11 protein-coding genes are annotated in these 14,160 nt (G+C 63.9%); 7 read left to right on the top strand and 4 right to left on the bottom strand.

Annotation, left to right across the window (positions count from 1 at the left end):
* The first annotated feature begins 137 nt into the window (after positions 1-137).
* The 4 genes from I6F36_RS02555 to I6F36_RS02540 all read left to right on the top strand — a co-directional run bounded on the left by I6F36_RS02555 (position 138) and on the right by I6F36_RS02540 (position 3,955).
* Positions 138-1,061 carry a division plane positioning ATPase MipZ gene (locus I6F36_RS02555; protein ID WP_036015216.1) on the top strand — a complete coding sequence of 308 codons (924 nt, stop codon included), beginning with the start codon at positions 138-140 and terminating at the stop codon, positions 1,059-1,061.
* 343 nt (positions 1,062-1,404) lie between these two features.
* Positions 1,405-2,265 carry an alpha/beta fold hydrolase gene (locus tag I6F36_RS02550; RefSeq protein ID WP_225170983.1) on the top strand — a complete coding sequence of 287 codons (861 nt, stop codon included), beginning with the start codon at positions 1,405-1,407 and terminating at the stop codon, positions 2,263-2,265.
* A 144-nt stretch (positions 2,266-2,409) separates the two neighbouring features.
* Positions 2,410-3,159: a VWA domain-containing protein gene (locus I6F36_RS02545; protein WP_225170982.1), complete on the top strand. Its 750-nt coding sequence runs from the start codon at positions 2,410-2,412 to the stop codon at positions 3,157-3,159.
* Positions 3,160-3,229: 70 nt separating this feature from the next.
* Entirely contained in the window at positions 3,230-3,955 is a 726-nt protein-coding gene (locus I6F36_RS02540; protein WP_109143484.1) for a DnaJ domain-containing protein, read from the top strand.
* Between the two features lie 230 nt (positions 3,956-4,185).
* Here the strand turns inward: I6F36_RS02540 and I6F36_RS02535 are convergent, their stop codons facing one another.
* A complete protein-coding gene (locus I6F36_RS02535) occupies positions 4,186-6,036 on the bottom strand; it encodes a D-alanyl-D-alanine carboxypeptidase (protein WP_225170981.1) in 1,851 nt (616 codons plus the stop codon).
* A 387-nt stretch (positions 6,037-6,423) separates the two neighbouring features.
* On the opposite strand from I6F36_RS02535, the gene I6F36_RS02530 reads away from it, so the two are divergent.
* Positions 6,424-6,762 (top strand): phasin family protein, encoded by a 339-nt coding sequence (locus tag I6F36_RS02530; protein ID WP_225170980.1) that lies wholly within the window; start codon positions 6,424-6,426, stop codon positions 6,760-6,762.
* 74 nt (positions 6,763-6,836) lie between these two features.
* Here the strand turns inward: I6F36_RS02530 and I6F36_RS02525 are convergent, their stop codons facing one another.
* Complete coding sequence (locus tag I6F36_RS02525) at positions 6,837-8,492, bottom strand: TadE/TadG family type IV pilus assembly protein (protein WP_109145770.1); 1,656 nt, start codon at positions 8,490-8,492, stop codon at positions 6,837-6,839.
* A 478-nt stretch (positions 8,493-8,970) separates the two neighbouring features.
* Between I6F36_RS02525 and clpS the strand changes: the two genes are divergently transcribed.
* Both clpS and clpA read left to right on the top strand, forming a co-directional pair.
* Positions 8,971-9,303, top strand: coding sequence for an ATP-dependent Clp protease adapter ClpS (clpS, locus tag I6F36_RS02520; RefSeq protein WP_036015195.1), 333 nt, complete (start codon positions 8,971-8,973; stop codon positions 9,301-9,303).
* A 286-nt stretch (positions 9,304-9,589) separates the two neighbouring features.
* The gene (gene clpA, locus I6F36_RS02515) at positions 9,590-11,998 is read left to right on the top strand and encodes an ATP-dependent Clp protease ATP-binding subunit ClpA (protein ID WP_036015184.1); all 2,409 of its coding nucleotides are present in this window, start codon (positions 9,590-9,592) and stop codon (positions 11,996-11,998) included.
* A 77-nt stretch (positions 11,999-12,075) separates the two neighbouring features.
* Here the strand turns inward: clpA and I6F36_RS02510 are convergent, their stop codons facing one another.
* Both I6F36_RS02510 and I6F36_RS02505 read right to left on the bottom strand, forming a co-directional pair.
* Positions 12,076-12,525 (bottom strand): PEGA domain-containing protein, encoded by a 450-nt coding sequence (locus I6F36_RS02510; protein WP_036025610.1) that lies wholly within the window; start codon positions 12,523-12,525, stop codon positions 12,076-12,078.
* A gap of 123 nt (positions 12,526-12,648) precedes the next feature.
* Positions 12,649-14,070 carry an MFS transporter gene (locus tag I6F36_RS02505; RefSeq protein WP_051057186.1) on the bottom strand — a complete coding sequence of 474 codons (1,422 nt, stop codon included), beginning with the start codon at positions 14,068-14,070 and terminating at the stop codon, positions 12,649-12,651.
* Positions 14,071-14,160: the final 90 nt, after the last annotated feature.

Below are 14,160 nucleotides of genomic sequence, written 5' to 3'. Positions count from 1 at the left end.
TGGATCACAGACGAAAGACGGCGCCGCGATACATCGTGAGAACGGCGCGTTGCAATTTGCATTTCCTGTCACGCATTTCACTTGACCGCTGACGCGGTCAACTCGAAGATATTCGCAAGGGGTGTTTGAGGATCGCCATGCTTGTGCAGGCTAGCCAAGGCCAATCCGGCTCGGCGCACGTGGTCGTGCTCGGCAACGAGAAGGGCGGCTCCGGCAAATCGACCACGGCCTTGCACATCGCCGTTGCGCTTCTGAAGGCCGGCCAGCGCGTTGCCACCATCGACCTCGACTGCCGCCAGCAGAGCTTCACGCGCTACATCGGCAACCGGTCCGCCTGGGCGCAACGTACCAAGCTCGACCTCGAGCTTCCGGTGCATCGCTGCATCAAGCTCGGCGAGACCATGCAGATTGCCGAGAACGAGAATTCCGAGTTCCAGCAGTTCATGGAAGCCGTCTCCGCGGTCGAGAGCAGCTTCGACTTCATCGTCATCGATACGCCCGGCACCGACAGCTATCTGATGCGGCTCGCGCATTCGATGGCCGACACCCTGGTCACGCCGATCAACGACAGCTTCCTCGATTTCGACGTGCTCGGCACCGTCGATCCCGCGACTTACGCAGTGACGGGCGAGAGCCACTACGCCGAGATGGTGCGTGACGTCAGGCGCAAGCGACGCCAGCTCGACGGCGCGACCACCGACTGGATCGTCGTGCGCAACCGCCTTTCCATGCTCGGCTCGCGCAACAAGCAGCTCGTGGCCGAGGGCCTGAAGGATCTGTCGCTGCGGCTCGGCTTCCGCTACGTCGACGGCTTCGCCGAGCGCGTCGTGTACCGCGAATTCTTCCCACGCGGCCTGACCGCCCTGGACGATATCGACGAGGCCACGCTCGGCATGCGGCCCAATCTCGGCCATCTCACTGCGCGGGAGGAGGTGACGAGCCTGCTCCGCCAGCTCAAGCTCCCGCTCGACGAGCGCGGCCGCCGCCGCGCGGCCAACCGGGCCGAGTGGTTCAGCCAGGTCGACAAGCCGCTCGAGGTCCACGATATCCTCGGCGCCTGACCCCGCGGTATAACGCTACTCCCGGCCGATCCGGGCCTTCGGCTGGCGCGGGAACCGGGACTGCGCCGCGCGCGTTTTCACCCTGCGTTTACCGCGAGTCGAACCCGATCAAGACCGGTTGCGTCGAATAGGGACCTGCACCCCCACGTAGCGGTATGAGAATGGGGTGCTCACCGAACGAGTGCAACGCACAATGAAAGGGCTGCCGATTCACAACATTTAGCCTTCCTGTCACGCTGCTGTGACATATATTAGGGAATAGGCGACAAGGGGACGAAGAGCCCCGGAGAACACGATTTTCAACAGGGATTCAGGCCGCTTAGGCCTGAGGCTGAGGACGAAAATGAAGCGTGGAATTGCCGTTCTGGTTTCGGTCAGTGCCCTCTGCGGCATCGCCTATTTCACGGCGAGCAAGTGGGCGATCAAGCACGAGACCATCACATTCTACGATGCCTCGCGCGATAACCGTCCGGTGCCTGTTTCCATCGCGGTGCGCCGCGACAAGGAAATGCAGGCCAATGCCGGCATGATCAAGCTGCCCGTCGCGGTGATCAATCACGGCAACACCGTCAAGAACACCGAATACGGCTTCCTCGCCAACATCTTCGCTGCGCGCGGCTACATGGTCATGAGCCCGCAGCACGATCTGCCGACTGATCCTCCGATGGTCACCAAGCCCGGCGAGCTCTATGTCGGCCGGCTGCCGCAGATCCTGCGCGGCGTCGCCAACATCCATCTCGCCGTGCACGAGATGAAGAAGGTTCAGCCCAACGCCGATTACGACAAGGTTACGATGGTCGGCCATTCCATGGGCGGCGACATCACCATGTACTTCGCCAAGCAGTATCCGGATGAGGTCAAGAAGGTCGTCACCCTCGACAATCTGCGCGTGCCCTTCGTTACCGCGGGCAAGTTCAAGATCCTGTCGTTCCGCTCCCAGGATCCGCAGTTCAAGGCCGACGCCGGCGTGATTCCAACCGACGAGGAATGCGAGCAGGCAGGCATTCAGGTCGTGAAGACCGAGTTCCAGCACAACGACATGCGCGATACCGGTCCGGATGTGGCGAAAAGCTCGATCCAGAGCATGCTCGACAAGTTCCTGAGCGCGACCGACAGCGAGATCGCACCGGTCGACACGCAGTCCGCCCCGCCCAGGATCCTGGAGCCGGGCCCGGTCGCCCTGATGGCTCCTGCCAAGAGCTGACGTCCAAGAGCTTACCGAGCTGACGTCGTCGCAAGGCTGCACCAATCGTCGAAGCCTCCGCCGGCGCCCGCCCGCGGAGGCTTTGCGCATTGACCGGGCCGCATGCGCTGACCACATTAGCTGCTGACGCAAGGTGTAGCTGCGATGTCGGGTGAACCCATCAAACCGCGCGGCCGCGATGCCGTCTCGGCGCGAGCAGACGGCGTGCTGCCGCAAGCGCAAACCTCGACCTCGGAAGACATCGCCGCGTTCGTTGCCAAGGCGCGGACCCTCTCGCCGCATGCCCCGGGCGCAAGGGGGCGGCTGATCTTCGCGCTGGATGCGACCATGAGCCGGCAGCCGACCTGGGACATGGCCTGCGCGCTCCAGGCCGACATGTTTCGCGAGACCGCAGCGCTCGGCAGTCTCGACATCCGGCTGGTCTACTATCGCGGCCTCAACGAGTGCCGCGCCACGGCTTGGATTTCCGACAGCGCCAGGCTGGCGACGCTGATGAGCAAGATCGATTGCCGCGGCGGCGATACCCAGATCGGCAAGGTCCTGAGCGAGGCCAGGCGCGAGGCAGTCGCATCCGGCGTGCGGGCCATGGTCTTCGTCGGCGATGCCATGGAGGAAGACATCGACGAGCTCTGCGCCAAGGCCGGCGAGCTCGGCATGCTCAAGGTGCCCGTATTCGTCTTTCAGGAGGGCCATGACGCGGTCGCCGAACAGGCCTTCCGCGAGATGGCGCGGCTGACTGGCGGTGCCTGGTGCCGGTTCGATCCCGGTGCGGCAGCGCAGCTGCGCGAGCTGTTGCGGGCAGCTGCGGCCTATGCCGCGGGTGGACGTGAGGCGCTGTTGAAGCTGGCTGGAAGCGTGAGTGGCGCGGCGAAGCTGATCAGCCAGATGAAATAGCGGCCCGGCCGGCGCGGCTTGCGGCGCTGGGCGCCATGCTTTTTGACAACAGCACGACTATATTCCGGCCATGACCCTGATCGCCGGCGCTGTCGCCGTTATCACGCTGTACCTGCTGCTCCAGATGTTCCGCTCCGCCAATCCAGCGGTGCTGGCGCGCACCCTCAAGTTCGGCGGCGGCGTGCTGGCGCTGGTCGTCGCGGCCTTCACCGGCTTGCGCGGCGAGCTGGCGGTTGCGATCCCGCTCGGAATTTTCGGCGCGGGCCTGCTCGGCTGGACACCACTCGCGAATGCCGGCTTCGGCAATGTCGGCGGGCTGTTCGGCGGCGGTGCGACGCGCCCGTCCGGGCAGGCCTCGCGGGTGCGCTCGCAATTCCTGGACATGCGGCTCGACCACGATTCCGGCCAGCTTTCTGGCCAGATCGTTGCGGGGCCTCATGCCGGGCGCAATCTCGACGAATTCGATCTCGCCGGCTTGCTCGCGATGGTCCCGACGTTCGACGCCGAGAGCGTGGCCCTACTTGAAAGCTATCTGGACCGCCGGTTTCCCGCTTGGCGTCAGAACGCGCAGGGCGATACGGCAGGGCGGCAGCGCCGCACGGCGGCGAGCAGCAAAATGACGGCGGAGGAAGCCTATCAGATCCTTGGCTTGCAGCCGGGAGCGGGGCGCGACGACATCAGCCGGGCCCACAAATCCCTGATGAAGAAACTCCATCCCGACCAGGGGGGCTCGACGTATCTCGCTGCCCGGGTAAACGAGGCCAAGGATACTCTGCTTCGCACGCATAACGGCTAACTCCGGCACCAACGCTACAAACGCCCGTACCGCGTGAGCTCCGTTTGCTCTGTCTGCCGTCGCCCGCCCTTGTCGGCGTGGTCGATCCCCTTGAGCAAAGTTTTAACCGTAAATCCTTGACGAGAGGTTGTCGTGGAACAGCCTTGTCCGGAGCCTGCGGCATCACCGCCTCACCAAAACGAAAATGCCCGCGCAAGGCGCGGGCATTTGGTCTGGAGCGGAGAAGGAAATCAGTTGCGAACGGTGATGCAGGAGATCTCGGCACGCTTCAAGGTGCGGCAGACGGCTTCGGCCTGATCGCGCTCGAGCCCGGCGAAGCGGGCGCGGTAAAGCTTGCGATTGTCCTTGGCGACGACCGGCTCGGTGAACGGGTCCGCCTTGCTGAGCAGGCCGCGGGCCGAGTTGCGGGCCGCGTCGATGCGCTGCTGAGCTTCGTTCTCGCTCTCGAGCGCACCGACCTGGACGATCCAGCCGCTGTGGATGACGGCGGGCTTGGTGGTGGCGCTCATCTGGATCGGCTGCGGCGCCGGGTCGGCCGAGGCGAGCTTGGGTGCGGCGGGAGCCGGTGCGGCGGCGGTTGCGGCCGGCAGCACGCCTAGGATGCCGTTGCCGGTACCGAAGCCCGCCGGCTGCCGCGGCAGTTCGGTGCGGGCCATCTCGGCCTTCGGCGCTTCGGGCTGGCTCACCGCCTCCGGCTTGTTGATGAGATCTGCCCTGGCGACGACGGCACCGGAGGTTTCCGCGATGTCGGAGCGGTGCGGGACGGTGCTGGTGACCGGTGGCGCAACGACCTGGACACCACCCTGGGCGGGAGCCGCGGAGGCGACCTTCACGGCGCCGGCCTTGACCTGAACGGTCTTGACCCGAACCGGCTTCATCGGCTCGGACGAGCCGGGGATGATGGAGAGCGGCTGGCTCGAGATCACGCCATTGGTGAGCGGCGCCAGCTCCACCTTGGACTCCGTCGGCCGAGCTTCGGGTTTGGAGTGAGCGGGCGGCATCGCCGCAGTCGCTGCGGCCAGCGTCGACAGACGCGCGGCGAGGCGCGAAGGGGCGGCTTCGGGAGCAGGGGCCGCCGCGGCCTGGACCGGCAGGGCGGGCCGTGCCGGCATATCCGAGGCATCGGCGACATCGGTGTTGGCTTCAGTGCCGTTGCGCTCCGTGACCGCAGCGACAGTGCGGACGGTCGCACCCTTGTCGAGGTTCTCCGCGAGCAGGTTGCGCATGATGGCGTCGCGCGAGCCACCGCTGCGGCCGCCGAGCACCACGCCGATCAGGTGGCGGTTGCCGCGGCGGATCGAGCTGACGAGGTTGAAGCCGGAGGCGCGGGTGTAGCCCGTCTTGATGCCGTCCACGCCTTCGACACTGCCGAGCAGGCGATTGTGGTTGCGGATCGACTGTCCGCGCCAATTGAACGTCGAGGTCGCGAAATATCGATAGTAGCGGGGGAAGCGCTCCTGAATGGCGCGACCCAGCGTGGCCTGGTCGCGCGCGGTCGTGACCTGCTCGTCGTTGGGCAGGCCGTTGGCATTGCGGTAAACCGTCCTGGACATGCCGAGCGAGCGCGCCTTGCGCGTCATCATCCGGGCGAAGTCGTCCTCGTCACCGGCGATCGCTTCCGCGATCACCACGGCTGCGTCGTTGGCCGAACGGGTGACGAGGCCCTTGATCGCGTCCTCGACGCGAATGGTCTGGCCGGCACGCAGATTCAGCTTGGTCGGATCCTGGTCGGCGGCGTGCTTGGACACCGGCATCTCGGTGTCGAGCTTCATCTTGCCGGATTCGAGGCGTTCGAACAGCAGATAGAGCGTCATGATCTTGGTCAGCGAGGCCGGGTGGCGGATCGCGTCAGGGCTCGTCGCCTGGAGCACTGCGCCGGAATTGCCGTCGATGATGATGGACGCGAATTTCGAGCTGGAGCTCTCGGACACGTCGTGCTGCACCCGGTGGTGCGCATAATGTCGACGATGGCGCCGCGCCTCGGCCGCGTCGACGGTGAAGATGACTGCGGTGGTGACCGTAAGAAGCCCGAAAACGCCAACCCGCGCCCAGCGCGAGGCAGACAAGTTTTTACGAAGCATGGAACCCCGTCCCCGTTTCTGACTTGATCACCGGCTCGTGAGGCGAAATTGTGCCCGACGGACCCGGGATCATTACCTGCTCAGGCTGTCCCTCCGCTGGTTGTTGGCCGCGGGGGACGTTGGACCCGAGCCGCTGTTCTGGCTAAGGTGATGTTCTCAAACGGCTTTTGGCCGCTCGCGGAAGTGACCACGTCCAGGGAATCAAAGTAGGGTGGCCCGGTTTCCAAAAGCTTAAGGAACCCTTGCGGGAAACCCCGGGAATCTCTGCGATTTGCGCCGGATTTGTGCGTCGCACAAGATTCTTGACTTTGTTGTGCGTTGCACTAATTTTGGGCGGAGTCAGGGAGCCGGGGCTTCCCGACGCGAGCCAGGGAAAAGGATTCCGAAATGTTCAAGGTTGAAGACTTCCAGAGCTACGGGAAAGAGCAGTTCGAGCAGTGCGTTGCCTCCGCGACCTCGGTGCAGCACGGCCTCCAGGCGATCGCCAGCGCCTATGGCGACTACACGAAGAAGTCGTTCGAAGACACCAAGTCCTTCGTCGAGAAGCTTTCCGGCGTGAAGTCGCTGGACAAGGCGATGGAAGCGCAGACCGATTTTGCCCGTTCCGCCTACGAAACCTTCGTCGCGGAATCGCAGAAGATTGCCGGCCTCTACAGCGACCTCGCCAAGGAGGCGTTCAAGCCGGTCGAGACCATCGTGTCGAAGTTCACCCCGGCCGCGAACTGACGCACTGGTACGAGCCTGAAAGCAAAAGCCCGGCCGAGTTGGCCGGGCTTTTCATTTGCGGATGTTTGATCGGACTACTTCGCGACGCGCAGCTTGGAAATCTGCGTCAGGATGTTCTTGAACGCGTCCGAAGTTTGAGAGGAACTCGTGATCATTTGGAAGTTCCCGTCGGTTGCGCATTTCTCCAGTACCTGAGATTTCGCGTCGGCATTGTTGATGTTGACCTGAATTGTAAAGATCGTGATCGGGTTTGCCTTGTCCGCCTTGATATTGTCGCAGAGGATCGCCTGGCGGGCGTCGATCGCGGACTGCGAGGTGCTCCAGCGGTTCTGGGTATTCAAGCCGTCAGACAGCAGCACGATATAATCCTTGTAAACGTAATTGCTGGCCTTGGCCGGTGCCGCAATCGGCGGGTTGGTCGTGCTGAGGGATTGCCAACCCCAGGCAAGACCAATGGCCTGGTTGGTGTTGCCGCTCGGCGACATCGACGTGATCTGATCCTTGAGCGTCTGCCACTGATTGCTCATCGGGAACACGGTGGCCGGAAGGCAACCCGACCACTGCTCGGCATAGAACTGCGAGGAGGGGCTCCCGCTGCCCGAACCGGGTGCGGAGTTCTTCGTGTCGTAATCCTGATCGCGGTCGTTCACGCAGCCGGTCCAGGTGTTGTGACCCGGTGCTGCCGCAGCCGTTGCTGTGGTACCGTCGCCGCGCCAGAGATGGCAGATCTTGCCCGAGCCGCTCCCTGTGCAGGTGCAACTCGTGCTCGATCCGCAGCTTGCGCTCGCCCCTGTGGCAGTAGTGTAGCAGCCGTTGTAGTAGATGCCGGACTTGCCTGAGATCTTGCTGCCATTGTCTCTGCTCGGGCAGATGTAACCGGCATAGGTGCCGGTCGACGGTATCTTGCTGGTGGTGTTGGCGCCGCTCAACGTGGCCGGCCGGTCCATACAGACAAAGCCGTGGGTAGAGTACGAAAAGGGGCAGTTCGATCCGCCGATGGCCGAATTGAAGGCGCTGGACTTGTTGTTGACGAGGATCGGAGGCTCGGCCTCCCATTCAGTCCAGTTGATCCATGAGGCATTGACATTGGTCGTGCCGACGTTGACGTCTTTCGAGAATGGAATGATCGAGATGTAAACGTCGCCCGTCTGCTTGTTGTAGTTGGACAAGGTGGTGATCATGTCCTTGGCCGCGGCTTGCATGGCCGTCATTTTGCCGTTCTGGGCCATCGATCCCGTGTTATCCAGGACCATTGCCACCCGCATGCGCGTATTTCCCCACGCCGCAGTCGAACTGCCATTGTATCCAAGCGTCGGAAAGCCCGCGATCTTCATGAAATCGGTCGGCATGGCGCCCGATCCGGTGACCACGACGTTCGAAATTCCATTGGAATCCTTCGGGGTGTAGGTGGCATGGATGTCTGCGGTCGAGACCAAACCGGGGCGACCCGTATAGAGACCGCTAAAATAGGATTTTGCCTTGGCCTCAACTTCGGACTCCGAGATGATGCCGTTGGTGAGGTCTTTGGAGACCATCAATGCTGCGGAATCGAGCGCAGACTGCAGCGAGGTGCGTGCGTGGACGGCCCGGCTGTAGTCCAGCGCGGCGCCGACAAAACCCAGCACTGGAACGAGCGCAATGGCGAAGATCACTGCGATATTGCCTTGCTTGGCCGCTGCGAAACGGGCGAGTTGTCGACCAAGGCGGCTGACGAGGGGCAGACCAGACATGACGATCCCGAAATCTGTGTTTTGCCCGATTTCGCCCCATGCCATTGAATGGCAGGTAAATTGGACCGTAGAAAAACGGAGCGTTTTGCGGAAAACCGTCGCGGCCGGGTTAACGGCCGGGTTCCTGGTCAACACGTTCTAAACGTGCCGAGCGGAAATTTTTGTCAAATCGCTCCGGATTGATTAACCTGATCAGGATCGCCCCGACCGGGAATCGGGACTGCTGCGACCGCATGGGCTGAACCCCGGCGTGCTTGCGGCGGGCCGGGGGCAGGGCCATATTGCTGGCGAGCGATCCGGCCTCGACCGCATTTGCCGGGAGCGGCGATCCAAGGCGGTGCGCCTGCGCCAGGCTCCGAAGGGCGGGGTCGCGCGGTGACCGCCATTCGCTTCCGTGGGGAATTTGAACGCCTGTGCCATGCTGCAATTGACTTCCAGCCTCGATCTGTCCGCGCCAGCCGCTGCCGACGCGCCTCGCATGAGCAATGACGACAACCGTTCGGGTACTCCCTCGGGTCCGAGCACGTCGGTCATCACCAAGGTCAAGCCCAAGACCAAGCGGCCCAACCTGTATCGCGTGCTGATCCTCAACGACGACTACACGCCGATGGAGTTCGTCGTTCACGTGCTGGAGAAGTTCTTCAACAAGGACATCGAAGCCGCGACCAAGATCATGCTGCACGTCCATCATCACGGGATCGGCGAGTGCGGCGTGTTCACCTATGAGATCGCCGAGACCAAGGTGACGCAGGTGATGGATTTCGCCCGCAAGCACCAGCACCCGCTGCAATGCGTGATGGAAAAGAAGTAAGACGGCTTGCGGCGCATTTGAGGCCGGCTCTTGTACAAGCCGCAGTGTGATTGTCGCGTAGCGGCTGCGCGCGGTGGGCTGCAGCCGGCAGAACTACGGAATTCTGCGCCGGCGCCGATCCCGCCCAAATCGGAACGGGTTTTGCATCGAAAATGCCGCAAGTGTGTCGCCGCCGAGTCGCGGAACCGGTCTTTCGCCGCGGTCTTGTATAACTATATGTGACAAAGGTTGTTGTTGCCTGACCGGGCGATGACGATCATGATGGTGGGGGCCATAGAGGACGCGAATGCCGACTTTTTCCCAAAGCCTTGAACAATCCCTGCATCGTGCGCTGGCGATCGCAAATGAGCGTCATCACCAATACGCGACGCTTGAGCATCTCTTGCTCTCCTTGATCGACGACTCCGATGCAGCCGCCGTCATGCGCGCCTGTAGCGTCGATCTCGACAAGCTCCGTACGAGCCTCGTCAACTACCTTGAGACCGAATTCGAGAACCTGGTGACGGATGGCGCCGACGACGCCAAGCCGACCGCCGGTTTCCAGCGCGTGATCCAGCGCGCGGTGATCCATGTGCAGTCGTCCGGTCGCGAAGAGGTGACCGGCGCCAACGTGTTGATCGCGATCTTCGCCGAACGCGAGAGCCATGCCGCGTATTTCCTGCAGGAGCAGGACATGACGCGTTACGACGCCGTCAACTACATCAGCCACGGCATTGCCAAGCGGCCGGGCGTCTCCGAGGCGCGGCCGGTGCGCGGCGTCGACGAGGAGACCGAGACCAAGGGTAACGAGGACGCCAAGAAGAAGGGCGAGGCGCTCGAGACCTATTGCGTCAACCTCAACAAGAAGGCGCGCGACGGCAAGATCGATCCGGTGATTGGACGCAATTCCGAAATCAATCGCGCGATCCAGGTGCTGTGCCGCCGGCAGAAGAACAACCCGCTGTTCGTCGGTGAAGCCGGCGTCGGCAAGACCGCGATCGCAGAAGGGCTCGCCAAGCGCATCGTCGACAGCGAAGTGCCGGAGGTGCTGGCGGCGGCCACCGTGTTCTCGCTGGACATGGGCACGCTGCTTGCCGGCACGCGCTATCGGGGCGACTTCGAGGAGCGCCTGAAGCAGGTGCTCAAGGAGCTCGAGGCGCATCCCAACGCCATCCTGTTCATCGACGAGATCCACACCGTGATCGGTGCGGGCGCGACGTCGGGCGGGGCGATGGATGCCTCGAACCTGCTCAAGCCCGCGCTGGCCTCGGGCACGATCCGTTGCATGGGCTCGACCACCTACAAGGAATATCGCCAGCACTTCGAGAAGGACCGCGCGCTGGTGCGGCGCTTCCAGAAGATCGACATCAACGAGCCGACGGTCGAGGATGCCATCGCGATCCTCAAGGGCCTCAAGCCGTACTTCGAGGACTATCACCGGCTGAAGTACACCAATGAGGCGATCGAGGCGGCGGTGCAGCTCTCATCGCGCTACATCCACGACCGCAAGCTGCCCGACAAGGCGATCGACGTGATCGACGAGTCCGGCGCGGCGCAGATGCTGGTCGCCGAGAACAAGCGCAAGAAGACCATCGGCATCAAGGAGATCGAGACCACGATCGCCTCGATGGCTCGGATCCCGCCGAAGAGCGTGTCGAAGGACGACGCCGAGGTGCTCAAGCATCTCGAGCAGACCTTGAAGCGCACCGTGTTCGGGCAGGACAAGGCGATCGAATCGCTCGCCGCCTCGATCAAGCTGGCGCGTGCCGGCCTGCGCGAGCCGGAGAAGCCGATCGGCTGTTATCTGTTCTCTGGCCCCACCGGCGTCGGCAAGACCGAGGTCGCCAAGCAACTCGCGGCGACGCTCGGCGTCGAGCTGCTGCGGTTCGACATGTCCGAGTACATGGAGCGGCACACCGTGTCGCGCCTGATCGGCGCGCCTCCCGGCTATGTCGGCTTCGACCAGGGCGGCCTGCTCACCGACGGCGTCGACCAGCATCCGCATTGCGTGGTGCTGCTCGACGAAATCGAGAAGGCGCATCCCGACCTCTACAACGTGCTCCTCCAGATCATGGACCACGGCCGGCTCACCGACCACAACGGCAAGCAGGTCAACTTCCGCAACGTGATCCTGATCATGACCACGAATGCCGGCGCGGCGGATCTCGCCAAGCAGGCGTTCGGCTTCACCCGGTCGAAGCGGGAAGGCGACGATCACGAGGCGATCAACCGGCAGTTCGCGCCGGAATTCCGCAACCGTCTCGATGCCATCGTCTCGTTCGGCCATCTCAGCGTCGAGGTGATCGGCACCGTGGTCGAGAAGTTCGTGCTTCAGCTCGAGGCGCAGCTCGGCGACCGCGATGTGACCATCGAGCTGTCCGAGCCGGCGAAGGCCTGGCTGGTCCAGCACGGCTACGACGAGCAGATGGGCGCACGTCCCATGGCGCGCGTGATCCAGGAGCACATCAAGAAGCCGCTGGCCGACGAGGTGCTGTTCGGCAAGCTCAAGGGTGGCGGCCACGTTCGCGTCGTCCTTGTCAAGGACGAGGCCGACGAGACCAAGGAGAAGATCGGCTTCGAATTCGTCGAGGGCCCGGTCACGCCGAAGCAGGAGAAGCTGCCCGGCACCCGCAAGCGCCCGCCGGGCAAATCCAAGCCGGGTGGCCCCGGCGGCTCAAAGGGGCCGACCTCCAAGGGGCCGCTGGTCAAGGTTTGATCGGCACGTGATGAAATCGAAAAGGCCGGCTGCAAAGCCGGCCTTTTTGTTTGCACCGATGTCTGCGCGAGGAGGCCTTACGTTCCGGCCTGCGGTTCGCGCGGTGGCCGCGGCTTTCTCGGTGCGCGCGGTGCTGCGTGCGGGACCGACGGCTGCATCGTCACGATGACCGGATTCGGCTTGTGATCGGTCGCGGCTCCGGTCGCTGCGTCGACGCCCATGCCGACGATACCGCCCAACAGGAGATTGCCCGCAAAACCCGCGGCTCCGCCCGTCTGGACGTCCCGGCTGAGCGGAACGATTTGCGGCTGATAGCCTTCCTTCTGGAAGGTGATCGAGATGTCGGCGTTCCGCTTGACGACCACGGAGCAAGGGGTCGTGCAGGTGGTCGGAACGTCCATTCCGCTGACGACGGCTTCCACGCCTGATGGTGTCGATGAAATGCTGATATTCTCCGTCGTACCGCGCGTGACCGACGCGCAGCCGCCCAGCATGACGCTGAGCGCCACAATTCCAAATGAACGCATGAAATGCCCCTTGTCCCACCGCCACTATGCGCAACCGGGGCGGGAGGGCAATAGGCCATTGCTCCGAATAGTTAAGCCACGCGGAGGTTGTGCACGACTACGCGCGAACCGGGTCGGGTCCGGCTATTCACCCCGCAGGCGCTGATCGTCCTGCACGCGGACGTGCTCGGCACCGCGCGCGCCGGCTGTGGAGAGCCGCAGCATGCTCAGCATCGCGCCGCACAGCGCAAATCCAACGCCGACAAGGAGCGCCAGCCTGGTCCCCTCAAGCGGATACCGTCCGAGCAACAGCGCCACCAGCGCCGCTCCGGTGGTCTGGCCGAGCAGGCGCGCCGTCCCCAGCATGCCGCTGGCGCCGCCGGCGCGCTCGCGCGGGGCGGCTGCGATCATGGTGCGGTTATTGGGGGTCTGGAACAGACCGAAGCCGGCGCCGGCGAGCGCCATCCGCCAGATCACGTCGAGCGGCGTTGGCGTCGCCGGCAGGAAGGCGAGCGCGCCAAGGCCGCAGGCGAATAGCGTGAGCCCAATACCGCCGAGCAGGCCGGCCGGATAATGCTCGACCAGGCGGCCGGCGAGAGGGGCCGCAAACGCCAATGCGATCGGCCATGGCGTGATCAACAGGCCCATATGCACGGCCGAATAGCCGAAGCGGCTCTGGAGATAGAAGGGGATCGCGACGAAGGCCAGCATCTGCCCGCAGAACGATGCGATCGAGGTCGCAATCGACAGCGCGAACACGGGGATGCGCAGCAGGTCGATTGGCAAGAGTGGCGAGGTCATGTGAGTCTCGCGATAGATCAGCAGCGCACCCGCGGCGATCGCGATGGCAAACTGCACGAGACAGGTGATCGCGGCCTCGCCATGACCGACGTTGTCGACCGCCGCGATGCCGACGCCGAACGTGATCGCCGACAGCCCCGCACTCTGCCAGTCGAACGAGCGGCTCGCGGGCTTGGTGTGCGGCAGGCTGCGCAGGCCCAGCACCAGTGTCACCACGCCGAGCGGCACGTTGATCGCGAACAACCAGGGCCAGCTTCCGACCGCGAGGATGCCGGCGGCGAGCGTCGGGCCGATCGCAGCCGAGAAGGCGACGACGAGCGCGTTGAGCCCGATGCCGCGGCCGAGCAGGCTGCGCGGATAGGTGAAGCGCACCAGCGCGGCGTTGACGCTCATGATGCCGGCCGCGCCAAAGCCCTGGAGGATGCGCGCGATCGTCAGCAGCGGCAGCGTGTGGGCCAGCGCACAGAAGGCCGAGGCCAGCGTGAACAGCGCCAACCCGACCAGATAGACGCGGCGATAGCCGACGATCTCGCCGAGCGAAGCCAGCGGCAGCAGCGAGATCGTGATCGCGAGCTGGTAGCCGCTGACGATCCAGATCGACAAGGCCGGGGTCGCATCGAGATCGGCCGCGATCGTCGGCAGCGCCACATTGACGATGGTGCTGTCGACCACCGCCATGACGATGCCGAGCGCAATGGTCAGCACCGCCTGATTGCGTTGCGGCTGCGGCAGGCCGTCGGCATGCTCAATGGTGACTGTCGACATCGTGAGCGGCGTATCGTTGGCGAATCGGACTCGGCCACATGCCGAGTATTGCGCCAACAGGGCAGGGCCGCGATAGTTCCGGAACCGGCC

This window comes from Bradyrhizobium sp. BRP19 (assembly GCF_020194195.1).
Taxonomy (GTDB): domain Bacteria; phylum Pseudomonadota; class Alphaproteobacteria; order Rhizobiales; family Xanthobacteraceae; genus Bradyrhizobium; species Bradyrhizobium yuanmingense.
This window is presented reverse-complemented; position numbering and strand designations above follow the sequence as displayed.

What these genes read in the sequence shown, in the direction of transcription:
- I6F36_RS02505 (WP_051057186.1), bottom strand. Translation starts at nt 14,070, where the DNA reads ATGTCGACAGTCACCATTGAGCATGCCGACGGCCTGCCGCAGCCGCAA.
- I6F36_RS02535 (WP_225170981.1), bottom strand. Translation starts at nt 6,036, where the DNA reads ATGCTTCGTAAAAACTTGTCTGCCTCGCGCTGGGCGCGGGTTGGCGTT.
- I6F36_RS02510 (WP_036025610.1), bottom strand. Translation starts at nt 12,525, where the DNA reads ATGCGTTCATTTGGAATTGTGGCGCTCAGCGTCATGCTGGGCGGCTGC.
- I6F36_RS02525 (WP_109145770.1), bottom strand. Translation starts at nt 8,492, where the DNA reads ATGTCTGGTCTGCCCCTCGTCAGCCGCCTTGGTCGACAACTCGCCCGT.
- clpS (WP_036015195.1), top strand. Translation starts at nt 8,971, where the DNA reads ATGAGCAATGACGACAACCGTTCGGGTACTCCCTCGGGTCCGAGCACG.
- I6F36_RS02555 (WP_036015216.1), top strand. Translation starts at nt 138, where the DNA reads ATGCTTGTGCAGGCTAGCCAAGGCCAATCCGGCTCGGCGCACGTGGTC.
- I6F36_RS02550 (WP_225170983.1), top strand. Translation starts at nt 1,405, where the DNA reads ATGAAGCGTGGAATTGCCGTTCTGGTTTCGGTCAGTGCCCTCTGCGGC.
- I6F36_RS02545 (WP_225170982.1), top strand. Translation starts at nt 2,410, where the DNA reads ATGTCGGGTGAACCCATCAAACCGCGCGGCCGCGATGCCGTCTCGGCG.
- clpA (WP_036015184.1), top strand. Translation starts at nt 9,590, where the DNA reads ATGCCGACTTTTTCCCAAAGCCTTGAACAATCCCTGCATCGTGCGCTG.
- I6F36_RS02540 (WP_109143484.1), top strand. Translation starts at nt 3,230, where the DNA reads ATGACCCTGATCGCCGGCGCTGTCGCCGTTATCACGCTGTACCTGCTG.
- I6F36_RS02530 (WP_225170980.1), top strand. Translation starts at nt 6,424, where the DNA reads ATGTTCAAGGTTGAAGACTTCCAGAGCTACGGGAAAGAGCAGTTCGAG.